The organism is Nonomuraea sp. NPDC023979, from assembly GCF_040639085.1.
In the GTDB taxonomy this organism is placed as follows: domain Bacteria; phylum Actinomycetota; class Actinomycetes; order Streptosporangiales; family Streptosporangiaceae; genus Nonomuraea; species Nonomuraea ceibae.
The window spans coordinates 241,953-264,359 of the sequence record NZ_JBEZZG010000007.1 but is presented as its reverse complement, the minus strand read 5'-3'; the positions used below and the strand labels follow the sequence as shown (position 1 = coordinate 264,359).

Here is a 22,407-nt window from a genome sequence, read left to right as displayed (position 1 = left end):
GTGCCGGCCAGTCTGCTTCACCTCCTGGGGGAGCTAGCCCCGTAGTGCCTGCGCGTGCTCCTGGAGGGACCGTACGCCGACGTCGCCCCGCACGATCGCCTGGATGCCCGCCGCGGCGGCGGCGAGCCCGGAGACGGTGGTGATGCACGGCACGCCGCGCAGCACCGCCGCGGTGCGGATCTCGTAGCCGTCGAGGCGCGGCCCGGACTGGCCGGGGCTGCCGAACGGCGTGTTGACGATCAGGTCGATCTCGCCGTCCAGGATGCACTGCACGATCGTGGGCTCACCTCCGGGACCGGTCCCCTCGCTGTGCTTTCGCACGATCTTGGCATGGACGCCGTTGCGGCGCAGCACCTCGGCCGTGCCCTCGGTGGCGAGGATCTCGAACCCGAGGTCGGCGAGCGCCTTCACCGGGAAGATCATCGCACGCTTGTCGCGGTTGGCGACGGATACGAACGCGCGTCCCTTCGTCGGAAGCTCACCGTACGCCGCGGCCTGCGACTTGGCGAAAGCCGTGCCGAAGAACGCGTCGATGCCCATGACCTCGCCCGTCGAGCGCATCTCCGGCCCGAGCACGATGTCGACGCCGCGGAAGCGGTTGAACGGCAGCACCGCCTCCTTGACCGCGATCGAGGCGTCCAGCGGCAGCGTGCCGCCGTCGCCGCCGGTCGGCAGCATGCCCTCGGCGCGCAGCTCGGCGAGCGTGGCGCCGAGCATGACCCGGGCCGCCGCCTTGGCCAGCGGCACCGCGGTCGCCTTGGACACGAACGGCACCGTGCGGCTGGCGCGCGGGTTGGCCTCCAGGACGTACAGGACGCCGGCCGACATCGCGTACTGGACGTTGAGCAGGCCGCGCACGCCCACCCCGGCGGCGATGGCCTCGGTGGCGGCGCGGATGCGCTTGATGTCGTGGCTGCCGAGCGTGATGGGCGGCAGCGCGCACGCCGAGTCGCCGGAGTGGATGCCGGCCTCCTCGATGTGCTCCATGACGCCGCCCAGGTAGAGCTCGGAGCCGTCGTAGAGCGCGTCGACGTCGATCTCGATGGCCTCGTCGAGGAACTTGTCGACCAGCACCGGGTGGCCGCCCTCCTGGGCCGCCATGTAGGTGGTGAGCGTCTCGTCGTCGTAGACGATGGCCATGCCGGCGCCGCCGAGCACGTACGAGGGCCGCACGAGCACCGGGTAGCCGATCTCCTCGGCGACGGCCAGCGCCTCGGCGACCGTGGTGGCGGTGCCGTGCTTGGGCGCCGGCAGCCCGGCCTCGGCCAGCACCCGGCCGAACGCGCCGCGCTCCTCGGCCAGGTGGATCGACTCCGGCGAGGTGCCGACGACGGGCACGCCCGCGTCCTTGAGCGCCTGCGCGAGGCCGAGCGGCGTCTGGCCGCCGAGCTGCACGATGACCCCGGCGACGGGGCCGGTCTGCTGCTCGGCGTGCACGACCTCCAGGACGTCCTCCAGCGTGAGCGGCTCGAAGTAGAGCCGGTCGGAGGTGTCGTAGTCGGTCGAGACGGTCTCCGGGTTGCAGTTGACCATGACGGTCTCGAACCCGGCCCTGGCCAGCTCGAACGAGGCGTGCACGCACGCGTAGTCGAACTCGATGCCCTGCCCGATGCGGTTGGGCCCGGAGCCGAGGATGATCACCTTCTCGCGCTCGCCGTAGGGGACCTCGCTCTCCTCGTCGTAGGCCGAGTAGAGGTAGGGCGTGCGGGCGGCGAACTCGGCGGCGCAGGTGTCGACGGTGTTGTAGACGGGCCGCAGGCCGAGCGCGTGACGCAGGTCGCGGACCCGGGCCTCGTCGATGCCGCGGATCTCGCCGATCTGCGCGTCGCTGAAGCCGTGGCGCTTGGCCCGCTGGAGCGTCTCGGCGGTCAGGTCGTCGGCCGCGGCGAGCTCGCGGGCCTCCTCGTCCAGCAGGAAGAGCTGGTCGAGGAACCACGGGTCGACGCTGGTCGCCTCGAACAGCTCCTCGGGCGTGGCGCCCGCCCTGATCGCCTGCTGCATGGTGCGCAGCCGGCCGTCGTGCGGGACGCGGCACTCCTCCAGCAGCTCGTCCTTGGGACGCACCTCGCCGGCCCAGGTGAAGGACGAGTCCTTCTTCTCCAGCGACCGCAGCGCCTTCTGCAGCGCCTCGGGGAAGGAGCGGCCGATGGCCATCGCCTCGCCCACGGACTTCATGTGCGTGGTGAGCGTGCGGTCGGCGCCGGCGAACTTCTCGAAGGCGAAGCGCGGCACCTTGACCACGATGTAGTCGAGGGTCGGCTCGAAGGAGGCCGGGGTCTCCTTGGTGATGTCGTTGGGGATCTCGTCGAGCGTGTAGCCGATGGCCAGCTTGGCGGCGATCTTGGCGATCGGGAAGCCGGTGGCCTTCGAGGCGAGCGCCGACGAGCGCGACACGCGCGGGTTCATCTCGATGACGATCATGCGGCCGGAGCGCGGGTCGACCGCGAACTGGATGTTGCAGCCGCCGGTGTCGACGCCGACCTCGCGGATGACCGCGATGGCCACGTCGCGCATGTTCTGGTATTCGCGGTCGGTCAGGGTGAGCGCGGGCGCGACGGTGACGCTGTCGCCGGTGTGGACGCCCATCGGGTCGATGTTCTCGATCGAGCAGACGATGACGACGTTGTCGGCCTTGTCGCGCATCACCTCCAGCTCGTACTCCTTCCAGCCGAGGATGGACTCCTCCAGGAGCACCTCGGTGGTCGGCGAGGCGTCGAGCCCGGCCCCGGCGATGCGCCGCAGGCCCTCCTCGTCGTAGGCGAAGCCGGAGCCGACGCCGCCCATCGTGAACGACGGCCGCACCACCAGCGGGTAGCCGAGCTCGCCGGCGGCGGCCAGCACCTCGTCCATCGTGTGGCAGATGAGCGAGCGGGCCGACTCGGCGTTGAGGCCGTGCTCGCGGGCGACCTTGGCGACGATCTCCTTGAACTTCTCGCGGTTCTCGCCGGCCTGGATGGCGTCGAAGTCGGCGCCGATCAGCTCGACGTCGTAGCGCTCCAGCACGCCCGCCTCGTGCAGCGCGACCGCGGTGTTGAGCGCGGTCTGGCCGCCGAGCGTGGGCAGCAGCGCGTCGGGCCGCTCCTTGGCGATGATCTTCTCGACGAACTCGGGGGTGATGGGCTCGACGTAGGTGGCGTCGGCGAACTCCGGGTCCGTCATGATCGTCGCCGGGTTGCTGTTGACCAGGATGACCCGGAAGCCCTCGGCCCGCAGCACGCGGCACGCCTGGGTGCCGGAGTAGTCGAACTCGCACGCCTGCCCGATGACGATCGGACCGGAGCCGATCACCAGGACGGAGCTGATGTCCTCACGCTTGGGCACGACGCATGACCTCACAGAACTCGTCGAACAGGTAGGCCGCGTCGTGCGGCCCGGCGGCGGCCTCGGGGTGGTACTGCACGCTGAAGGCGCGCCCGTCGAGCAGGCGCAGCCCCTCCACGCAGCGGTCGTTGAGGTTGACGTGGCTGACCTCGGCCGGCCCGTACGGGGTGTCGAACGGGCCGTCGAGCGGCGCCTCGACGGCGAAGCCGTGGTTGTGGGCGGAGATCTCCACCTTGCCGGTGCGCACGTCCTGGACGGGCTGGTTGACGCCCCGGTGGCCGTAGCGCAGCTTGTAGGTGGAAAGGCCCAGGGCGCGGCCGAAGATCTGGTTGCCGAAGCAGATGCCGAAGAACGGCACCCGGGCCTCCAGGACCTGCCGCAGCGCGGTGACGTCGACGGTGGCGGGGTCGCCCGGCCCGTTGGACAGGAACACCCCGTCGGGCTCGACGGCCATGATCTGCTCGAACGTGGCTCCGGCGGGCAGCACGTGCACCTCGCAGCCGCGCTCGGCCATCCGCTGTGGTGTCATGCCCTTGATGCCCAGGTCGACGGCGGCGACGGTGAACCGCTTCGCGCCGACGGCCGGCACCACGTACGGCTCGGCCGTGGTGACCTCGCCGGACAGGTCGGCGCCCTGCATGCGGGGCGACTGCCGGACGCGCTCGACGAGCTCCTCGACCGGCTCCGACGGGGCGGAGAAGATGCCGGCCCGCATGGCGCCGCGCTCGCGCAGGTGGCGGGTGAGCGCCCGGGTGCCGGGGATGGCGATGCCGACGACGCCCTGGTCCTTGAGGTAGTCGCCGAGCGAGCGGGTGGCCCGCCAGTTGGAGACCACCCGGGACGGCTCGCGCACCACGTAGCCGGCGACCCAGGCGCGGCCCGACTCGGGGTCCTCGTCGTTGACGCCGGTGTTGCCGATGTGCGGGGCCGTCATCGCGACGATCTGACGGTGGTAGGAGGGGTCGGTCAGGGTCTCCTGGTAGCCGGTCATGCCGGTGTTGAAGACCATCTCGCCGAAGGTCTCGCCTTCGGCGCCGTAGGGAGTTCCGTGGAAGACTCGGCCGTCTTCCAGGACGAGAACCGCGTTGGTCACGCCAGCTTCCCTTCGAGAACGGTGGGCTTGCCCCTCAGGAACGTCGCCACGACCCGGCCGGGCAGGGTCATGCCCGTGTACGGAGTGTTGCGGCTCTTGGACGCGAACGCTGAGGGGTCCACCTCGGTGCGGACGGACGGGTCGTACAGGGTGATGTTGGCCGGTGAGCCGGGCTCGATCGGGCGGCCCTGGCCCGCCAGGCGGCCGATGCGCGCGGGCGCGGCCGACATGCGGTCGGCGACGCCCGCCCAGTCGAGCAGGCCGGTGTCGATCATGGCCTCCTGCACCACGCTGAGCGCCGTCTCCAGGCCGACCATGCCCATGGCGGCGGCCGACCACTCGGTCTCCTTGTCCTCCACCGGGTGGGGGGCGTGGTCGGTGGCCACGACGTCGATGGTGCCGTCGGCCAGCGCCGCGCGCAGCGCCTCGACGTCGGCGCGGGTGCGCAGCGGCGGGTTGACCTTGTAGATGGGGTTGTAGGCGCCGGCCGGCGACTCCTCGACGAGGTCGTCGGTCAGCAGCAGGTGGTGCGGGGTCACCTCGGCGGTGATGTTCCAGCCCTTGGACTTGGCCCAGCGCAGGATCTCGACCGAGCCGGCGGTGGAGACGTGGCAGACGTGCAGGCGGGAGCCGACGTGGGCGGCCAGCAGGCAGTCACGCGCGATGATCGCCTCCTCGGCGACCGCCGGCCAGCCGGTCAGGCCGAGCCTGCCGGAGACGACGCCCTCGTTCATCTGGGCGCCCTCGGTGAGCCGGGGCTCCTGGGCGTGCTGGGCCACGACGCCGTCGAACGCCTTGACGTACTCCAGCGCGCGGCGCATGAGCACGGCGTCGCTGACGCACTTGCCGTCGTCGGAGAAGACGCGGACGCGGGCGGCGGAGTCGGCCATCGCGCCGAGCTCGGCGAGCTGGCGGCCGTCGAGGCCGACCGTGACGGCGCCGACCGGGTGCACGTCGCACAGGCCGTACTCGCGGCCGAGCCGCCAGACCTGCTCCACGACGCCGGCGGTGTCGGCGACGGGCGAGGTGTTGGCCATCGCGTGCACGGCGGTGTAGCCGCCGCGGGCCGCCGACTGGGTGCCGGTGAGCACGGTCTCGGCGTCCTCGCGGCCCGGCTCGCGCAGGTGGGTGTGCAGGTCGACGAGGCCGGGCAGCGCGACGGCGCCCTGCCCGTCGATCACCTCGCCGCCGGTCAGGCCGGTGCCGACCTCGGCCACGACGCCGTCGGCTATGCGGATGTCGACCGGCTCGCCGCCGAGAATCCGGACGTTGTGAATGATCACGCGATCTCCCCCCCGAGGAGCAGGTACAGCACGGCCATGCGGATGGTCACCCCGTTGGCGACCTGCTCGACGATCGTCGAGCGGGGCGAGTCGGCCACCTCGGCGGCGATCTCCATGCCCCGGTTCATCGGACCCGGGTGCATGACGATGGCCTCCTCCGGCAGCTTGGCGAACCGGTCACGGTCGAGGCCGTAGCGCCGGGAGTATTCGCGCTCGCTGGGGAAGTAGGCGGCGTTCATCCGCTCCTTCTGCACGCGCAGCATCATCACCGCGTCGGACTTGGGCAGCACGCCGTCGAGGTCGTAGGAGACCGCGCACGGCCAGGTGTCGACCGAGACCGGCAGCAGCGTCGGCGGGGCCACCAGCGTGACCTCGGCGCCGAGCGTGTGCAGCAGCAGCACGTTGGAGCGGGCGACCCGGCTGTGCAGCACGTCGCCGACGATCGTGATGCGGCGCCCGTCGAGCGAGCCGAGGCGGCGGCGCATCGAGAAGGCGTCGAGCAGCGCCTGGGTGGGGTGCTCGTGGGTGCCGTCGCCGGCGTTGACCACGCTGCCGTGCACCCAGTTGGCCAGCCGGTGCGGCGCGCCGGACGAGCCGTGCCGGATGACGACGGCGTCGGCGCCCATCGCCTCCAGCGTCAGCGCGGTGTCCTTGAGCGACTCGCCCTTGGAGACGCTCGACCCCTTCGCCGAGAAGTTGATCACGTCGGCGGACAGCCGCTTGGCCGCCGCCTCGAACGAGATCCTGGTGCGGGTGGAGTCCTCGAAGAACAGGTTGACCACCGTGCGCCCGCGCAGCGTGGGCAGCTTCTTGATGGAACGTTCCGAGACTCTCGCCAGCTCCTCGGCGGTGTCGAGGATGAGCAGCGCGTCGTCGCGGGTGAGGTCGCCGGCGGAGATGAGATGACGGTTCATCTGGCGTCCTCCTTCATGAGCAGGACCGCGTCGCGCCCGTCGATCTCCTGCAGGAAGACCTTGACCTTCTCGCTCTTGGCCGTGGGCAGGTTCTTGCCGACGTAGTCGGCGCGGATCGGCAGCTCGCGGTGGCCGCGGTCGACGAGCGTGGCGAGCTGGACGGCGGTCGGCCGGCCGAGGTCGTTGAGCGCGTCGAGGGCGGCGCGGACGGTGCGGCCGGAGTAGAGGACGTCGTCGACGAGGACGACGGTCCGGCCGTCGATGCCGTCGGCGGGCACCTCGGTGCGGCCGAGCGGGCGGACGGGGCCGCGGCGCAGGTCGTCGCGGTACATGGTGATGTCGATCGAGCCGACGGGGATCTTCAGCCCCTCGAACTGCTCGATGCGGTCACCGAGCCGGCGGGCCAGCGTGGCGCCGCGGGTCGGGATGCCGAGGAGGACGACTTCGTCGGCGCCCTTGGTTCGTTCGAGGATCTCGTGCGCGATGCGCGTGAGCGCCCGATGGATGTCCGGGCCTTCGAGCACGGCCCTGGATTCGGACATGAGGGATTCACCACCTTTCCCGCCTCACAGGACGGGTCTTAAAGGATGCTGGTCGGCACACACAGTACCAGGCGGCTACCAGCGGCAACGGCGGGGTAGGCGTCAGGTGATGGGTCACACAGGGGGTTTCCGGGGATAGAGGGAAAATGACATTTCACGTCGATTCGGAGGTGGGCCGGCTCCACCAGGTCCTGTTGCACCGGCCGGAGCTGTCGCTGAAGAGGCTGACGCCGTCCAACAAGGACGCCTTCCTCTTCGACGACGTGCTGTGGGTGCAGCGGGCGGTCGAGGAGCACCGCGAGTTCGAGCAGGTGCTGCGCGGCCGGGGCGTCGTCGTGCACCTGCTGTCGGACCTGCTCGGCGAGACGGTGGAGATCCCCGAGGCGCGCAAGCACATCCTGGACGCGGTCGTGGACGAGCGGTGGCTGGGCCCCGTGGCGGTCGACGACATCCGCAACGCGCTCGACGCCATGGACGCCGGCACGCTGTCCACGTACCTGACCGGCGGCATCACCCGCGGCGAGCTGGCCGCGCTGGGCTGCGAGCCGCGGTCGGTGGCCTTCCACACGCTCGGCCGCGACGACTTCATCCTGCCGCCGCTGCCCAACCACCTGTTCACCCGCGACACCTCCTGCTGGGTGTACGACGGCGTGTCCATCAACGCCATGAAGAAGAAGGCGCGGATGCGCGAGACGGTGAACATGGAGGCGATCTACCAGTTCCACCCGATGTTCGCCGGCGGCTTCGACCGGCCGGGGCCGGGCGGCTACCACGTGTGGATGCCGGGGCACGCGGTGGCGCCGGCCACGCTGGAGGGCGGCGACGTGCTCGTCATCGGGCGCGGCGCGGTGCTCGTCGGGATGAGCGAGCGCACCCAGCCGCAGGCCGTGGAGATGCTGGCCCGCAACCTCTTCAGGGCCGGCTCGGCGCGCCGCATCGTGGCGCTCAACATGCCGAAGGCCCGCGCGTTCATGCACCTCGACACCGTCATGACGATGCTGGACGAGGGCGTGTTCACCAAGTACGCCGGGCTCGGCATGCTGCCCGCCTACACGATCGAGCCCGGCCGCAACGACAAGGAGCTGCTGGTCACCGACCATCCGCCGCAGGACATGCACGCCGCCATCGCGCACGCGCTGGACCTGCCGGAGATCACCGTGCTGACGCCGACGCAGGACGTCTCCGCCGCCGAGCGCGAGCAGTGGGACGACGGCTGCAACGGCCTGGCCGTCGAGCCGGGCGTCGTCATCGCCTACGAGCGCAACACCACGACCAACAACTACCTGCGCGACAACGGCATCGAGGTCATCACCATCCGGGGCAGCGAGCTCGGCCGGGGCCGGGGCGGGCCGCGCTGCATGAGCTGCCCGCTCGAACGCGACGGCATCTGAGGGCCCGCCGTGTCACTGATCCGCGGCCTGCTGCGCACCAAGCCGGCCGAGCGCATCGTCGCCGAGGGCGGCCGGGGCGAGGGCGGCGAGCTGCGCCGCACCATGTCGCTGTGGCAGCTCACGCTCTTCAGCGTGGGCGCCACGCTGGGCACCGGCATCTTCGTCATCCTCGGCCAGGCCGTGCCCAAGGCCGGACCGGCGGTGGTGCTGGCGTTCGTGCTGGCGGCGATCACCGCCCTGTTCTCCGCGCTGTCGTACGCCGAGCTCGCCGGGACCATCCCGGTGTCCGGCTCGTCCTACTCCTACGCGTACGCGACCATGGGCGAGCTCGTGGCCTGGGTGTGCGGCTGGTGCCTCATGCTGGAGTACGCCGTCTCCGTCGCCGCCGTCGCCGTCGGCTGGGGCGAGTATCTCAACGCCTTCCTGTACGGCCTGACCGGCTGGACGCTGCCCGACGCCGTCACCCGCTCGCCCGGCCAGGACGGCGGCGTCGTCAACGTCACCGCGATCCTCATCGTGCTGCTGGCCACCTGGGTGCTGCTGCGCGGCTCCTCCGAGAGCGCCACGGCCAACAGCGTGTTCGTGCTCATCAAGATCGCCGTGCTGGTGTTCTTCTGCGTGGTGGCGTTCACCGGCTTCCAGGCGGGCAACTTCGCCCCGTTCGCGCCGATGGGCGTCGCCGGGGTGACGGCCGCCGCGTCGCAGGTGTTCTTCTCCTACATCGGCTTCGACGCCGCCTCCACCGCGGGCGAGGAGGCCAAGAACCCCAAACGCGACCTGCCGCTGGCCATCGTGCTGTCACTGGCCGTCGTCACCCTGCTGTACGTGCTCGTCGCGCTGGCCGCCATCGGCGCCATGCCGTGGACGGACTTCGACCCCGAGAGCACCGAGGCCAGCCTGTCGCTCATCGCCGACCTGGCCACCGGCTCCACGTGGGCGGGGCTCGTCGTCTCGTTCGGCGCGGTGATCGCGATCGCCAGCGTCGTCCTGACCGTCATGTACGGCCAGACGCGCATCCTGTTCGCCATGTCCCGCGACGGGCTCGTGCCGAGGATCTTCCAGCGGGTCAACCCGCGCCGCCAGGTGCCGGTCGCCAACACGCTCATCGTCACGCTGTTCATCGCGGTGCTGGCCGGGCTCGTCCCGCTCGGCCAGCTCGCCGAGGCCACCAGCATCGGCACGCTGTTCGCCTTCGCCATCGTCAACGCCGGCGTGCTCGTGCTCCGCTACCGGCGCCCCGACCTGCCGCGCAGCTTCCGCGCCCCGCTGTTCCCCCTCACGCCGGTGCTCGGCGTCATCCTGTGCGTCCTGGTGATGGCCGGCCTGGCCGGGGTCACCTGGGCGGCGTTCGGCCTGTGGATGCTGGCCGGGCTCGTCTGTTACTTCCTGTACGGCTACCGCCACTCGCGGTTGAACGCCGAGGTGCGCTGATGCGGTTCGAGAACGTGCTGACCGGATTCATCCCGGAGGCCCGGGGCCGCGACGGGCTGACGCTGGCCGTGCTGCTGGCCAGGCAGACCGGCGCGCGGCTGACGGTCGCCGCCGTCAAGCCGCCCGCCTGGGGCCCGCCGGGACCGGCGCGCGCCGACGCCGGGGCGTGGGCCGCCTACCTCGACGAGCAGGCCGCCGCCACCCTCGACCAGGCGCGCGAGCTGACCGGCGAGCTGGCCGGCAAGGAGATCGGGGAGAACGCCGCCTACCTCGCCTACACGCACAAGGGCAGCGGGCGCGGGCTGGTGGAGCTGGCGCGCAAGCGCTCGGCGGACGTGGTCGTCATCGGGTCGGCGCCCAGCGGCGGCAAGGACCGCATCGCCCTCGGCAGCACCGCCGACCAGCTCCTGCACGCCTCGCCGGTGCCGGTGCTGCTGGCCCCGCGCGGCTACGCCGACGAGCCGCCCGCCGCGCTTGAGCGCCTCACCGTCGCCTACCGGCGCGGCCCCGGCGCGGACGCCGCCGTCAAGCGCGCCGCCGCCATCGCCACCGGCCTGGACCTGCCGCTGCGCCTGGTCACGCTGGTGCTCAGGAGCGGCCGCCCGGCCAGGGCCGAGGAGGAGATGCTGGCCCGGCTGCGCGACCAGGCCGCCGCCGACCTGAAGTCGGCCGCCCGGGGCCACCGGCGGCGCACCCAGGTGGAGGTGGAGATCCTGGAGGGCCGCAACGTCGCCCAGGCCATGCGCGCGGGCACGTGGCTGCCCGGCGAGCTGGTCATCTGCGCCTCCAGCGACTCGGGGCCACTCAGGCGGGTGTTCCTCGGCGACACCAGCATCAAGATCGTACGGGCGGCGACCAGGCCGGTCATGATCCTGACCCGTCAGCCCTGATCCGCTTTCGCCCCGGTGCCGAAACCGGCCCTGTTACTCGGCAAACTATGACGAAGTAGTGTTACCACCGGGACATGAGGGGCTTAAGTGGCGTTCCATACCGGATCGGATTCGGCATCTTTTTTCCAATCAGCTTGACCTTAGGCGTCCACCCCTTTACCGTCACTGAGCGTAACCAACACCGCGCGGCGTTCCCGGGGGCAGCCCGGGGGCCACGGCCACCCCATGGCGCCGGACCCGGCACCGTACCCCCGGTGGCTCAGGCATTCGCCGCAAGGGAGCACAATCTACTGAGAGCTATAGATACGAGAGCCGGGGGGCCACACAATGCCGTCTGAGTACGCAAAGTCGCTGGGTGCACGACTCCGCGCCATCCGCACCCAGCAGGGCCTGTCCCTGCACGGAGTCGAAGAGAAGTCGCGCGGCAGGTGGAAAGCCGTGGTCGTGGGCTCGTACGAGCGCGGCGACCGCGCCGTCACCGTGCAGAAGCTTGCCGAGCTTGCCGACTTCTACGGGGTGCCCGTCTCGGAGCTGCTGCCGGGCGGCGCCGCGCCGAGCCCGCTCGGGCCGACGCCCAAGCTTGTCATCGACCTGGAGCGGCTTGCCACCCTGCCCAAGGAGAAGGCCGGCGCCCTGGCCCGCTACGCCGCCACCATCCAGAGCCAGCGTGGCGACTACAACGGCAAGGTCCTGTCGATCCGCCAGGAGGACCTGCGCTCCCTTGCGGTCATCTACGACAAGTCGCCGAGTGAGCTGACGGAGGAGCTCATCAGCTGGGGCGTCCTCGACGCCGAGGCCCGGCGCGCCGTCGAGTCCTTCTGACCGCGACCGACTCCCCCAGGGGCGCCCGAGACCCACGGAGCGCCCCTTTTTCATGCTCATTTACTGGCATGTTGACCGTTTTAGGACAAACCCAACAAAGCACGCCAATCTGGTCACCATTCCCGCCCTCTCCCGCTGCCGGCCGCTCCCCAACCCACCCCGCCCCTTCTTCGGGGCCCAGGACCGGCCCTGCGGGCGCGTGGGAGCGTTCCCTAGGGGCCGGAGAACGCTCTCCAGGCGACGAACACACCCAAGGTGCCCAAGGTGCCCTCCTGGGGCGCGGAAACCGCCTTCCCGGGCGCTGGGGCCGCCTTCGCGAAGGACTTGGCCCGCCGCTGCCCGCTGGGATCGCCTCCGGGAAGGCCGGCCGGGGGCAACGCCCCCAAGGGGACGGGCCGTGAACGCGCACGGAAAGACCGGGCCCTGGGCGCGCGCCCGGGAAGAATGGGCCAGGGCTGCGCCCGGAGGACCCAGCCGGGGCCGCGCCCGGGAAGACCAGGCCAGGGTGGCGGCGGCCTTCACGGGAGCCGGGGACGACCTGCCTGCGGGCCCAACGGGCTTCCCGCCACGCGGTTCGGCCGTCCGCGGTCCCGGGAGAGGCGTGAGGGCGGCGCGTCGGAATCGGGCGCGGGCCGTCGACGGCATGCGCGTACGCCGAACGGGGGCTGCCGCGCCGGGCAGCCCGGAGCGCCGCCACGGCAGGCGGACCGGCCGCAGGCGTCACGCCACGGGCGTGAGGCCGGGCAGCGGCGGCGCCCTCACGTGCCGGACGTGAGGGTCCACCCGCGTGCGAAGCGGGAGGGTGTCAGCCCGCGAGGGGGACGGCGGTGGGGAGCTGGGGCTGGGCGGGGACGCCCAGGAGGTCCTCCACCGTCGAGACGAACGTGTCGGCCTCGGCCAGCAGCTCGTCGGCGTCGGCGGCGCTGACGCCGCGGACCATGCCCGCCTCGGCGGCGGCGCGCTTGGCGGCGCTCACCGAGAAGTAGGCGGCCCACTCGGCGAGCTGGGGCTCGGCCTCGGGCAGCAGCTCCCAGGCGCTGCGCAGGCGACGCCGGCGGCCTTCCATGGGCCGGGGGCGGGCGGCGAGGATCGCCGCTGCCGCGCGCAGGGCCGCGAGGTGGGCCGACACGTAGCGCGAGGCCGGGGTGCGGGCGGCGGCCGCCTCCGCCAGGCAGGAACGGGAGTCGGTCAGGTGTGCCCGAACCGCAGGCGACAGCCGGGGCCCGGGCGTGTCTCTGTGCCGTGGTGCCATCTTGCGCGCCTCCTTCGAGTCGTGGGGCGACTCCCCGGCGTCCAGCCGGTGAGGTCAACAATCGCAGACCGCACCGACATTTCCGCCGGGCCGGCCGGACGAGGAGCTTCCCCTCTCCCCGTCCGGCCAGGACGCGCCCACTCGTCTCCGCCGACGACGAGGACGCGCCCTTCGCCCGTGGAGCCTGGCCGCGGGTGCCGCTTGGGGGAAGCGGCACCCACGACCAGGTCCGACGACGTGAGCCGCGAGCCTCACGCCACTAGGTCGAACATAATTTCGATCACGCTCGGTGTCAACCTGTTCCACGAACACAGGTTCGATCAGCGTGTCCCAAGAGCCGCCGAACCGTCGCCTGGGGGAGGCCTGACGCCCGTCCCGGCCCTGGCTAGCATGACCGGCATGGGCCCCGTTCTGATGACCGCGATCCTGACCCTTCCTGCTCTCGCGTTGCTGCTGGTCCCGTTCCACGACGAGTCCGGCGCGGCCGACTCCCGTAACGGCCTGGCCGGGTTGCGCACCCGCGAGACGCTGGCCTCGCGTGAGGCATGGGACGCGGCGCACGCCTGGGCGCGGGGGCCGATGCGCGGGCTGGCGCTGGTCATGGCGGGGGTGCTGGCCGCCGCCGTGGCCGCCGAGGCGGCGCTGGACCTGCCGGAGCCGGCCGGGGTGGCGTTCGCCCTGGCGCAGGCGCTGCTGCTGGTGGGCGGGCTGGCGCTGATCGGCCGGCGCGCGCACCTCGTGGCCGCCCGGGTGAACCGGGAGCTCGCGACCGGCTCCTGACGTCCGGGAGCGCGTACGCCCGGGAACGTGCCATCCGCCCCGACTTCACACCCCCCGAGGAGAGGCTCCATGACCGTCGCGTACGACACGAGCTCGCTGGCCAGGTTCACCGGGGCGGTGCGGGGGCGGGTGCCGCTGCTGATCGGCGCGGTGGCGATCGGCGCGCCCGCCGCGTTCGCCTTCGACGCGGGCCTGCAGCTCGGCGAGGACGTGATGCACCTGGGCGGCCCGCTGAGCCTGCGCTCGGTGCGCAACCGGCTGTCGCGGCTGCTGTACGACCGGCGGTTCGGCGTCAGCACGGCTGATTTCGCCGATCTGTCGGACTTCGGGCTCGACCATCCGGAACGGGTCTACTACTCCCCCGCCCACTGGGGCACGCTGCGGCGCGCGCTGCCCCGGGACCACGTGGGCGGCGGCGACGTGTTCGTGGACCTGGGCGCGGGCAAGGGCCGGATGGCGCTGGAGGCGGCCAGCCGCTACCCGTTCAGGCGGGTGATCGGCGTGGAGCTGTCGGCGGAGCTGACCGAGGTGGCGCGGGCGAACCTGGCCGGCACCCGGCTGCGGCTGCGCGCGGGCGGCGTCGAGTTCGTCAACTCCGACGTGCTGGACTACGTCATCCCGGACGACGCCACGGTGGTGTTCCTGAACAACCCGTTCAGGGGCGAGATCTTCGCGGCCACGATGGACGGCCTGATCGCCTCGGCCGACCGGCGGCCCCGCCCGATCACGGTGATCTACTTCAACCCGGTCGAGGAGGCGTACCTGCTCGGGACCGGGCGTTTCCGCCACGTGCGCACGGTGACGCGCCGCGGCGGGCGGCCCGGCGACGTGTACGGGACGACCCGCGTGTACGAGGTCGTCCCGGCCGTCAGTGACGCCGGTGGCCGCCGGCCCGTGGAGGACGGGCGGCCACCGGCGTCAGGCGATCGCGATCGCCCCTGACGGGCAGAGGGTCACGGCCCGGCGGACCGCATCCTCCTGGTCGGCGGGCGGCTCGGGCTTCAGCAGCATGACTGTGCCGTCGTCTTCGCTCTGGTCGAACACCTGGGGCGCGGTGAGCGCGCACATGCCCGCCCCGATGCAGACCGTGGTGTCGGCTTTGATCTCCATGTTCTAGACCTACCAGGTGACGGGCAGCCGGTGCACACCGTAGATGCTCATGTCCGTGCGCATGGGCACCTCGTGCGGCTCCACGGCCAGGCGCAGACCGGGGAAGCGGCGCAGCAGGGCCGCGTAGCCGATGCGCATCTCGATGCGGGCGAGCTGCTGGCCGAGGCACTGGTGGATGCCGTGGCCGAAGGCCAGGTGGCCGCCCGCCGGCCTGGTGACGTCGAGGGTGTCGGCGCCGGGGAAGCGGCCGGGGTCGCGGTTGACGACCGGCAGGTGGAGGGTGACGGCGTCGCCCTTGGCGATGAGCCGCCCGCCGATCTCGACGTCCTCCAGCGCCGCCCGGATCGGGCCCAGGTGGATGATGCTGAGGTAGCGCAGCAGTTCCTCGACGCCGTTGTCGACCACCGACGGGTCGTCGCGCATGGCGGCGAGCTGGTCGGGGTTGGTGAGCAGGGCGTAGGTGCCGAGGCCGAGCATGTTGGCGGTGGTCTCGTGCCCGGCGATCAGCAGCAGGATCGCGACGCCGGTGAGCTCGGCGTCGTCCAGCTCGCCGCCCACGGCCAGGCCGCTGAGCAGGTCGTCCTCGGGGTGTGCGCGCTTGCGTCCGATGAGGCCGCTCAGGTACGCGGAGATCCGGCCGAGCGCGGCGAGCGCGTCGTCGGCCTTGGTCTCCAGGTTGACCAGGATGCGGGAGTCGTCCTGGAACCGCTCGCGGTCCTCGTACGGGACGCCCAGCAGCTCGCAGATGACCAGGGACGGGATCGGCAGCGCGAACGCCTCGACCAGGTCGGCGGGGCGCGGGCCGGCCTCCATGGCGTCCAGGCAGGATTCGGCGATCTCCTGGACGCGCGGTTCGAGCAGTTTCATCCGGCGGACCGTGAACTGGCCGGTGAGGAGCTTGCGGTAGCGGGTGTGCTCGGGCTGGTCCATGCGCAGGAAGAAGCCGGGCGGGACGCTGAACCTGCCGGCGTCCTCCGGCTTGAAGCCGGGCCGGGCGATCGGCGGGTGCATGAGCTCGGGCCGGTTGCTGAAGCGCGGGTCGGCCAGCACGGCGCGGGCCTCGTCGTAGCCGGTGATCAGCCAGCCCTCGTGGCCGTCGGCGTACGTCATCCGGTGGACCGCGGCCTGCTGCCGGATGCGCGTGAAGGTGTCCGGCGGGTCGAAGGGGCGTTCGCGCCGGGTGGTCATGGTCAGATCGGTCATCTGATGGGCTCCTCTCGCCTCGATCTCCAGAAAAGCTCATCGGATGCAAATTTGCAACAGGTGAAAAACGAACTCGCATGCAGTACAGTTCGCACATGTCAGGACTGCGGGAGCGCAAGAAGCAGCGCACACGCCGGGCGCTGGCCGACGCCGCGATCCGGATGTTCACCGAGAAGGGCTACGAGGAGACGACGATCGCGGAGATCGCGGCCGCGGCCGACGTGTCGACGCGCACGTTCTTCGGCTACTTCGCCAGCAAGGAGGACGTGGTCTTCTACGACTCGGCCGCGCGGCTGGAGGAGTTGCTGGCCCGCGTCGCCGACCGGCGGCCGGGCGAGCCGGTGGCCGAGCTGCTGACGCGGGTGCTCCAGCACGGCATGGACTCCGCGGTCGGCGGTGCGAGCCACGTCCTGGACGAGGCCAAGGGGCGCATGGACCTCATCATGAGCGTGCCGGCGCTCCAGGCGCGTGGCCTGCGCCTGCTGTTCGACAGCCAGTTGCGGCTCGCCGAGGCGGTGCACGAGGCGTACGCCGGCGAGCTCGACCTGGTGGAGGCGGCGGCCGTCGTCGGCTCGCTGGTGGGCGCGGTCAAGCTCGCCACGATGGCGAGCCTGAACAGGGGCGACGTCGGCGATCAGGTGTGGGAGGTGATGGCCATGGCCGCCGGCGTCGCCGTGCGCGGCCTGGCCCACTGGGACCCGGCCGATCCGGGTGGCGCCCGTCCCGGGAGGATGTCCGCCTGAGTCACCTCCTGGGTGACGCGGGGCACGCCGGGTCGCGCCAGGCCGTCCACCCGTGCCCCTTTCCGCCCTCGCCGGTGGCGACCCACCCGGCGGGCGGCGGCCCGGCGTCCTCTGGCACGAGCGCGCTGCAGGCGCCCGGCGGCGGCCCCTGCTTGCGGCCGTCGTACAGGTCCAGGGCCGTCCACCACACGCGGTGGGTGAGCGGCACCCAGATCCCCCAGTGGACCCGCGTGTCGACCGCGAACCCGCCGCCGGGCGGCGGCGCGTGCAGCCAGCCGGTGGCGGGGGCGAGCGGCGCCTTCGGGGCGAGGTCGGCGGCGAAGGCCACGTGCACCGCCGCCAGCACCGCCGTGGCCACCACGATCCGGGTACGGCGGGGGGCGAACAGGCAGGCGGCCGCCAGGCAGGCCAGCAGGATCAGCGCCGCCCGGGACGTCGCGACCAGGTCGAGCGCGTCGCGTACGCCGCTGAGGAAGGACGGCTCGGGGAAGTCGAAGGCGATGTACGCGTAGCGGCGCAGCCGGTCCCCCGCGTACCAGGCGGCGACGCCCCCGGTGGCGGCCAGCAGCGCGGCCGAGGCGGCCACGTGCCGCAGCGCCGCCGCCCGCCGGGCGCGCACCAGCACGAGCAGCCCCGCCAGCATCCAGGCGACCGCCACGCACGACAGGTAGCGGCCGTAGGCGTAGTTGCCGACCCGGTGCTCGTCGGGCAGCGCGGCCGAGGAGGCGTAGGCGATGCCGAGCGTCACGGCCAGCAGCGCGGCGGCCGTCACCCGGCGCGCGAGCGGCCCGCGCCGCACGGTGACGACGGCGGCCCCGGCCAGGCCGACGCCCGCGAGCCCCCACGTTCCGGCGATCAGGTACCAGAGCTGCCCGGCCGCCCCGGACAGCGCCCACGCCTGCCCGTCCGGCGTGGTGAGCCGGGAGACCAGCAGCGCGGTGAGGTCGCGGGGCCCGCGCGGGTAGAGGGCCGCGGACACCGCCGCGTTGAGCGCCCACCCGGCCGCCGCCACCGCAGCGGCCACCAGCGCCCCGGGGAGCACGGCGGTCCCGTACCCGCGGCGGGCGAGCACGAGCCCGGCCATGAGCACGACGAGGACGGCCAGGACGACCGTGCCGCGCAGGTGCACCGCCGTGGCGTACGCGGCGAGCGCGCCCGCGAGCACCCCTGCCCGTGCTCCCGGCCATGCCCTCGCCCGGCCGGGACCGCGCCTGACCAGGTCGTGCACGGCGAGCAGCCAGCCGAGCACGATGCTGGGCAGGATCGCGTCGGCCAGCGCCAGCCCCGAGAACAGCAGCCCCGGCGGCGCGAGGGCGGCGGCGAACCCCAGCGCCGACGCGCCCCGCCGGCCGATCCCGAACCGCCGCAGCAGCAGGTACGCCAGCGGGAACGCCGTGGCGGCGACCACCGACCCGGCCACGACCACCAGCCGGTAGACGGTGGCGGGGTCGGAGGTCAGCCAGTGGATCGGCGCCAGCAGCAGCGGGTAGCCGCCCCGGTAGAACGTGGTGCCGCTGAAGTCGGCGGCGGGCCCGCCGGCCAGCCAGCGCGCCCCGGCGAGATAGCCGGTCTCGTCCGGGTTCGCCACCGGCCCGGCGTGGTAGCGCGACAGCCACAGCCTCACCAGCACCTGGGCCACGAAGCCCGCCACCAGCAGGCTCGGGAGCGCGAACCGGCGGCGGGCGCGCGGCGGCCGTTCCGGCGCGGCCGGCGGGACGACGGACGGGACGGTAGCGGACAGCACGGATCTCCCCCAGTGCCGTCACCGGGTCCCTCCCGGCGCCGGCCCGGAGAGTCCACCAAGCGCCGCATAACCCCCACGTCACCCGATGTGGTGACGCGGACGTTATGCGGGGATCAGCGAGCCGGGGTCAGCGCCGGAACTTGCCGCGCACGTGCACGGGGACGCCGGTGCCGAGCAGGCCGGGCAGCTCCTCGGCCACGTTCATCGGCAGCCGGACGCAGCCGTGCGAGGCGGGCTGGAGCGGCACCGACAGCGCGCCGTGGAAGGCGATCCCGCCGTTGAAGAAGATCGGGTTGTACAGCTCGCCGAGGTAGGACTTGTGCCAGCCGTCGCGGCGCCAGGTGGTCTTGTACGTGCCCGTCGGGGTGGTGGCCGAGCCGCAGAAGCGCTGCTCCTTGCCCTGCCAGACGGTGGTCTCGCAGTAGGGGATGCCGCTGCCGGAGGAGATGTGGCTGATCAGCCTGGCCTCGCCGCGCACGTATAGGACCAGGATCTGGGTGGTCAGGTTGACCTCGGCGCGGGTCGGCTTGCCGTTGGGGGCCAGGACCTTCGGGGCCTTGGGCGCCTCCAGGGCGGACCAGGTGGCCTTGCCGACGGTGCTGGTCGGCTTGATGCCGTTGACCTTCTGGAACGCCCACACGGCGGCCAGCGTGGTGCCGCCGTAGCGGCCGTCGGCCTTGCCGGGGCGGTAGCCGAGGTCCCGCAGGCGCTGCTGCAGCCAGACGACGGCCTTGCCCTTGTCGCCCAGCTTGAGCTTCTTGTCCGGCGCCGTGACCGGGGCCGAGGCGGCGGCGCCCGCGGCCAGGGGCACAGCGGCGGGCACAGCGGCGGGCACAGCGGCGGCAGGAACGGCGGAGGGAGCGGCTGCTGACGTGTGCGCCACCGTCGTCGTGCCGCATCCGGCGAGTGCGACGGCCCCCGCCGTCAGGAGAGCGGCCATCCCAGGTCGACCCCGCACCGGTATCACCTCTCAAATCATTAACAAACGAATCAACGGACCCTATACCACCACTGGACACGGTCAAGTGATGCTCAACCTGTTTAGAGTGTGCGCATGTCTGAGAAGTTGCCCGCCAACGCGATACGCGTGGAAGCCGCACTCCGGAGCCTGGGAGCGGCCGGCGAGATCGTCGTCCTGCCGGAGAAGGCGCCCACCGCCGCCACCGCGGCGGCCCAGCTCGGCTGCGAGGTCGGCGCGATCGCCAACAGCCTCATCTTCGACGCCGACGGCGAGCCGCTGCTGGTGCTGACCAGCGGCGCGCATCGGGTCGACGTGGAGCTCGTCGCACGCACCGCCGGCGTGCGGAAGGTGCGCCGGGCCACGCCGGAGTTCGTCAGGGAGGCGACCGGGCAGCCGATCGGCGGCGTGGCGCCCGTGGGTCACCCGGCTCCGGTGCGCACACTGGTGGACACCTGGCTGGGCAAGCACGAGGTGGTGTGGGCCGCGGGCGGCCATCCGCACACGGTGTTCCCGACGACGTTCGACGAGCTCGTGCGCATCACCGGCGGCACCCCGGCCGACGTCGAGTAGGCGCGTGACGGCGTGCCGGGCGCGTGGCCCGGACGGGAGTAGGGTGCGACGATGATCGAGTTTCGCGGTGCGGGGCCCGCCGAGTTCGCCGAGCGGCTGGACACGGTGATCGGCATCTACACCGCCGCCATGCGCCCGCCCGCCGAGCAGATCGCCGGCCGCACCACAATCATGCGAAATCATGGGACATATCCCTATTTCCAGTGCTATTTCGCAGAATTGCACGATTCACCCCGTACGGCCAGTCCGCTGGTCGTCGGGTTCGCGTACGGGTTCCGCGGCGCGCCGGGCCAGTGGTGGCACGAGGTCGTGCTGCGGGCCCTGCGCGAGCGCGCGGGCGACGAGGCCGCCGAGGCCTGGATGGGCCACGCCTTCGAGCTGGCCGAGATCCACGTGCACCCCGACTACCAGGGCAAGGGCATCGGCCGCGCGATGATCACCACGCTGTGCGCCGGCCGCCCCGAGCGCACCGCGGTCCTGTCGACGCACGACCGGCCGACGGCCGCCCGCCACCTCTACGCCAGCATGGGCTTCACCGACCTGCTGACCGGCTTCGTCTTCCCCGGCGGCCACGAGGCGTACGCGATCGCGGCCCGCCCGCTCCCCCTCCCGCCGCCCACCGCCTGACGCCTTCCGCCAGCCTCCGCCTGACGCCTCCCGCTGCCCTTCGCCTGACGCGAGGTTTTATCAGGCTTGGCACGGGGCACCAAACATTACAGAGAGCACACGCTCTTTTACTCTCCGATCGCAGGTCCCCTGCCGTCACCCGCCCGGTCCCCCTGCGGGCGGGTGGCGGCGCCGCTCAGCGCAGCACGGGGTTCGCCCTCGGCCGGCCCTTGAGCTCGTGGAAGTGCGGGGTGCCGGCCACCAGCAGCACGCCGTCCCACAGCCGCCCGGCCGCCTCGCCCTCGGGCACGCGGGAGATCACCGGGCCGAAGAAGGCGACGCGCTCCCCCGGTGACGTGGTCACGGCGACGACCGGCGTGCCCGACTCGCCGCCGATCGCGGCCATCGCCCGTGCGTGCGAGGCCCGTACGAGGTCGTCGGACTCGGGGGTGAGCGCCGCGTCGGCGAGGTCCTCCGGCAGGCCGGCGGCCCGCAGGGCCGTCGTCAGGTCGCCGAGCCAGTCCTGGTCGTCGCCGCCGGTGGTCCACAGCGCGGTGTAGAGCCGGCCGAGCGCGTCGGAGCCGTAGCGGTCGGCCACGGAGGCGCACAGCCGGGCGGGCACCCACAGGTAGCCCTCCGGGTCGCCCTCGGGATCGTCGTCGCGGCCCTCGTTGAGCACCGACAGGCTCATCACGTGCCAGCGTGCCTCGACCGGCCGCACCCGGGTCACCTCCACGAGCCAGCGGGAGGTGAGCCACGTGTAGGGGCAGGACGGGTCGAGCCAGAAGTCTGCGATCATCCGTCCAGTCAACAGGAGATCAGCCCGGGACGGGCGCCGGCTCGATCCGCTGGAACACCTCGCGCGAGGCGCTGGAGCGGTTGAAGGTGATGAAGTGGATGCCGGGGGCGCCCTCGTCGAGCAGCCGCTGGCACAGCTCGGCGCCGTGCTCGATGCCGAGCGCGCGGACGGCGGCCGGGTCGTCGGCGACGGCCTCGAAGCGGGCCGCCACGTCGGGCGGGAACGGCGCGCCGGACAGCTGCTCGGAGCGGGCGATCGTGCTCATCTGCGTCACCGGCATCACGCACGGGATGATCGGCGTGTCGCAGCCCCGGGCCGCCACCCTGTCGCGCAGCCGCAGGTAGTCGTCGGCCTGGAAGAACATCTGCGTGATCGCGTAATCGGCCCCGGCGCGGCACTTGCGCACGAAGAACTCGGTGTCGGACTCGATGGACGGCGAGCGCGGGTGCTTGTAGGGGAAGGCGGCCACGCCCACGCAGAAGTCGCCGGCCTGGCGGATCAGCCGCACCAGCTCCTCGGCGTAGAGGACGCCCTCGGGGTGCTGGACCCACTCGCCGCCCGGGTCGCCGGGCGGGTCGCCGCGCACGGCCAGGATGTTGCGCACCCCGGCGTCGGCGAAGCGGCCGACCAGGTGGCGCAGCTCGCGCACGGAGTGGTTGACGGCGGTGAAGTGGGCGACGGGCGTCAGCGTGGTGCCGCGCGCGACCCGCTCCACGATGTCGACGGTGCGGTCCCGGGTGGTGCCGCCCGCGCCGTAGGTCACCGAGACGAACGTCGGCCGCAGCGACTCCAGCTCCCTGATCGCCTTCCACAGCTGGCGCTCGCCCTCGTCGGTCTTCGGCGGGAAGAACTCGAAGGAGAACGACCGGCCGCCGGAGGCGAGCAGCTCCCGGACGGTGGGGACGCGATCGGGCAGGACGGAGGGTCGACCAAGGGCCATGCGACAAGATTA

The 22,407-nt window shown here is 72.4% G+C and carries 21 protein-coding genes; 9 read left to right on the top strand and 12 right to left on the bottom strand.

Annotated features, from left to right (window positions below; translation table 11 throughout):
• Nucleotides 1-33: 33 nt before the first annotated feature.
• From carB to pyrR, 5 genes are read right to left on the bottom strand one after another with little or no spacing between them, the layout of a single operon-like run.
• Complete coding sequence (gene carB / locus AB0G11_RS16460; protein ID WP_219507231.1) at nucleotides 34-3,321, bottom strand: carbamoyl-phosphate synthase large subunit; 3,288 nt, start codon at nucleotides 3,319-3,321, stop codon at nucleotides 34-36.
• Nucleotides 3,308-4,414 (bottom strand): glutamine-hydrolyzing carbamoyl-phosphate synthase small subunit, encoded by a 1,107-nt coding sequence (gene carA / locus AB0G11_RS16455; RefSeq protein ID WP_219507230.1) that lies wholly within the window; start codon nucleotides 4,412-4,414, stop codon nucleotides 3,308-3,310. Before carA ends, carB begins: the two co-directional genes overlap by 14 nt.
• Complete coding sequence (locus tag AB0G11_RS16450) at nucleotides 4,411-5,697, bottom strand: dihydroorotase (protein WP_219507228.1); 1,287 nt, start codon at nucleotides 5,695-5,697, stop codon at nucleotides 4,411-4,413. Before AB0G11_RS16450 ends, carA begins: the two co-directional genes overlap by 4 nt.
• Nucleotides 5,694-6,611, bottom strand: a complete 918-nt coding sequence (locus AB0G11_RS16445) for an aspartate carbamoyltransferase catalytic subunit (protein ID WP_219507227.1) — start codon at nucleotides 6,609-6,611, stop codon at nucleotides 5,694-5,696. The genes AB0G11_RS16450 and AB0G11_RS16445 overlap by 4 nt, the downstream gene beginning before the upstream one ends.
• Nucleotides 6,608-7,153: a bifunctional pyr operon transcriptional regulator/uracil phosphoribosyltransferase PyrR gene (gene pyrR / locus AB0G11_RS16440; RefSeq protein WP_219507225.1), complete on the bottom strand. Its 546-nt coding sequence runs from the start codon at nucleotides 7,151-7,153 to the stop codon at nucleotides 6,608-6,610. The genes AB0G11_RS16445 and pyrR overlap by 4 nt, the downstream gene beginning before the upstream one ends.
• Before the next feature lie 146 nt (nucleotides 7,154-7,299).
• On the opposite strand from pyrR, the gene AB0G11_RS16435 reads away from it, so the two are divergent.
• The 4 genes from AB0G11_RS16435 (at nucleotide 7,300) to AB0G11_RS16420 (ending at nucleotide 11,687) form a co-directional block, all read left to right on the top strand.
• Nucleotides 7,300-8,544, top strand: coding sequence for an arginine deiminase (locus AB0G11_RS16435; RefSeq protein WP_219507223.1), 1,245 nt, complete (start codon nucleotides 7,300-7,302; stop codon nucleotides 8,542-8,544).
• A gap of 9 nt (nucleotides 8,545-8,553) precedes the next feature.
• Complete coding sequence (locus tag AB0G11_RS16430; RefSeq protein WP_219507222.1) at nucleotides 8,554-9,975, top strand: amino acid permease; 1,422 nt, start codon at nucleotides 8,554-8,556, stop codon at nucleotides 9,973-9,975.
• Entirely contained in the window at nucleotides 9,975-10,865 is an 891-nt protein-coding gene (locus tag AB0G11_RS16425; protein WP_357586567.1) for a universal stress protein, read from the top strand. Before AB0G11_RS16430 ends, AB0G11_RS16425 begins: the two co-directional genes overlap by 1 nt.
• A gap of 327 nt (nucleotides 10,866-11,192) precedes the next feature.
• On the top strand, nucleotides 11,193-11,687 hold the full coding sequence (locus AB0G11_RS16420) for a transcriptional regulator (protein ID WP_026214021.1): 495 nt from the start codon (nucleotides 11,193-11,195) through the stop codon (nucleotides 11,685-11,687).
• An 805-nt stretch (nucleotides 11,688-12,492) separates the two neighbouring features.
• Here the strand turns inward: AB0G11_RS16420 and AB0G11_RS16415 are convergent.
• The gene (locus tag AB0G11_RS16415; RefSeq protein ID WP_219507219.1) at nucleotides 12,493-12,939 is read right to left on the bottom strand and encodes an SAV_6107 family HEPN domain-containing protein; all 447 of its coding nucleotides are present in this window, start codon (nucleotides 12,937-12,939) and stop codon (nucleotides 12,493-12,495) included.
• A 399-nt stretch (nucleotides 12,940-13,338) separates the two neighbouring features.
• Between AB0G11_RS16415 and AB0G11_RS16410 the strand changes: the two genes are divergently transcribed.
• Nucleotides 13,339-13,719 (top strand): SdpI family protein, encoded by a 381-nt coding sequence (locus tag AB0G11_RS16410; protein WP_219507218.1) that lies wholly within the window; start codon nucleotides 13,339-13,341, stop codon nucleotides 13,717-13,719.
• A gap of 69 nt (nucleotides 13,720-13,788) precedes the next feature.
• A complete protein-coding gene (locus AB0G11_RS16405; protein WP_246645234.1) occupies nucleotides 13,789-14,661 on the top strand; it encodes a class I SAM-dependent methyltransferase in 873 nt (290 codons plus the stop codon).
• Here AB0G11_RS16405 and AB0G11_RS16400 read toward each other — a convergent pair.
• Nucleotides 14,638-14,829 (bottom strand): ferredoxin, encoded by a 192-nt coding sequence (locus AB0G11_RS16400; RefSeq protein ID WP_219507217.1) that lies wholly within the window; start codon nucleotides 14,827-14,829, stop codon nucleotides 14,638-14,640. The genes AB0G11_RS16405 and AB0G11_RS16400 overlap by 24 nt on opposite strands.
• 9 nt (nucleotides 14,830-14,838) lie before the next feature.
• Nucleotides 14,839-16,032, bottom strand: a complete 1,194-nt coding sequence (locus tag AB0G11_RS16395) for a cytochrome P450 (RefSeq protein ID WP_219507215.1) — start codon at nucleotides 16,030-16,032, stop codon at nucleotides 14,839-14,841.
• A 95-nt stretch (nucleotides 16,033-16,127) separates the two neighbouring features.
• Here AB0G11_RS16395 and AB0G11_RS16390 point away from each other — a divergent pair, with 95 nt between their 5' ends.
• Entirely contained in the window at nucleotides 16,128-16,775 is a 648-nt protein-coding gene (locus AB0G11_RS16390) for a TetR/AcrR family transcriptional regulator (RefSeq protein WP_219507214.1), read from the top strand.
• A 1-nt stretch (nucleotide 16,776) separates the two neighbouring features.
• Here AB0G11_RS16390 and AB0G11_RS16385 read toward each other — a convergent pair whose 3' ends face one another.
• Together AB0G11_RS16385 and AB0G11_RS16380 are read right to left on the bottom strand one after the other, a co-directional pair.
• Complete coding sequence (locus AB0G11_RS16385) at nucleotides 16,777-18,519, bottom strand: hypothetical protein (protein WP_357586565.1); 1,743 nt, start codon at nucleotides 18,517-18,519, stop codon at nucleotides 16,777-16,779.
• A gap of 127 nt (nucleotides 18,520-18,646) precedes the next feature.
• Nucleotides 18,647-19,459: a L,D-transpeptidase family protein gene (locus AB0G11_RS16380; RefSeq protein ID WP_357586563.1), complete on the bottom strand. Its 813-nt coding sequence runs from the start codon at nucleotides 19,457-19,459 to the stop codon at nucleotides 18,647-18,649.
• 114 nt (nucleotides 19,460-19,573) lie between these two features.
• Here AB0G11_RS16380 and AB0G11_RS16375 point away from each other — a divergent pair, with 114 nt between their 5' ends.
• Both AB0G11_RS16375 and AB0G11_RS16370 read left to right on the top strand, forming a co-directional pair.
• Entirely contained in the window at nucleotides 19,574-20,050 is a 477-nt protein-coding gene (locus AB0G11_RS16375) for a YbaK/EbsC family protein (protein ID WP_219507209.1), read from the top strand.
• A 51-nt stretch (nucleotides 20,051-20,101) separates the two neighbouring features.
• Complete coding sequence (locus tag AB0G11_RS16370) at nucleotides 20,102-20,677, top strand: GNAT family N-acetyltransferase (RefSeq protein ID WP_357586561.1); 576 nt, start codon at nucleotides 20,102-20,104, stop codon at nucleotides 20,675-20,677.
• A gap of 175 nt (nucleotides 20,678-20,852) precedes the next feature.
• Here AB0G11_RS16370 and AB0G11_RS16365 read toward each other — a convergent pair whose 3' ends face one another.
• Nucleotides 20,853-21,455 (bottom strand): disulfide bond formation protein DsbA, encoded by a 603-nt coding sequence (locus AB0G11_RS16365; RefSeq protein WP_219507206.1) that lies wholly within the window; start codon nucleotides 21,453-21,455, stop codon nucleotides 20,853-20,855.
• 19 nt (nucleotides 21,456-21,474) lie between these two features.
• Complete coding sequence (gene metF, locus AB0G11_RS16360; protein WP_219507204.1) at nucleotides 21,475-22,395, bottom strand: methylenetetrahydrofolate reductase [NAD(P)H]; 921 nt, start codon at nucleotides 22,393-22,395, stop codon at nucleotides 21,475-21,477.
• Nucleotides 22,396-22,407: the final 12 nt, after the last annotated feature.

Coding starts and splice junctions, on each gene's coding strand:
- AB0G11_RS16400 (WP_219507217.1), bottom strand. CDS start 14,829: ATGGAGATCAAAGCCGACACCACGGTCTGCATCGGGGCGGGCATGTGC.
- AB0G11_RS16370 (WP_357586561.1), top strand. CDS start 20,102: ATGATCGAGTTTCGCGGTGCGGGGCCCGCCGAGTTCGCCGAGCGGCTG.
- pyrR (WP_219507225.1), bottom strand. CDS start 7,153: ATGTCCGAATCCAGGGCCGTGCTCGAAGGCCCGGACATCCATCGGGCG.
- AB0G11_RS16405 (WP_246645234.1), top strand. CDS start 13,789: ATGACCGTCGCGTACGACACGAGCTCGCTGGCCAGGTTCACCGGGGCG.
- AB0G11_RS16365 (WP_219507206.1), bottom strand. CDS start 21,455: ATGATCGCAGACTTCTGGCTCGACCCGTCCTGCCCCTACACGTGGCTC.
- AB0G11_RS16435 (WP_219507223.1), top strand. CDS start 7,300: ATGACATTTCACGTCGATTCGGAGGTGGGCCGGCTCCACCAGGTCCTG.
- AB0G11_RS16390 (WP_219507214.1), top strand. CDS start 16,128: ATGTCAGGACTGCGGGAGCGCAAGAAGCAGCGCACACGCCGGGCGCTG.
- AB0G11_RS16375 (WP_219507209.1), top strand. CDS start 19,574: ATGTCTGAGAAGTTGCCCGCCAACGCGATACGCGTGGAAGCCGCACTC.
- AB0G11_RS16380 (WP_357586563.1), bottom strand. CDS start 19,459: ATGGCCGCTCTCCTGACGGCGGGGGCCGTCGCACTCGCCGGATGCGGC.
- AB0G11_RS16445 (WP_219507227.1), bottom strand. CDS start 6,611: ATGAACCGTCATCTCATCTCCGCCGGCGACCTCACCCGCGACGACGCG.
- AB0G11_RS16415 (WP_219507219.1), bottom strand. CDS start 12,939: ATGGCACCACGGCACAGAGACACGCCCGGGCCCCGGCTGTCGCCTGCG.
- metF (WP_219507204.1), bottom strand. CDS start 22,395: ATGGCCCTTGGTCGACCCTCCGTCCTGCCCGATCGCGTCCCCACCGTC.
- AB0G11_RS16410 (WP_219507218.1), top strand. CDS start 13,339: ATGGGCCCCGTTCTGATGACCGCGATCCTGACCCTTCCTGCTCTCGCG.
- AB0G11_RS16395 (WP_219507215.1), bottom strand. CDS start 16,032: ATGACCGATCTGACCATGACCACCCGGCGCGAACGCCCCTTCGACCCG.
- AB0G11_RS16420 (WP_026214021.1), top strand. CDS start 11,193: ATGCCGTCTGAGTACGCAAAGTCGCTGGGTGCACGACTCCGCGCCATC.
- AB0G11_RS16425 (WP_357586567.1), top strand. CDS start 9,975: ATGCGGTTCGAGAACGTGCTGACCGGATTCATCCCGGAGGCCCGGGGC.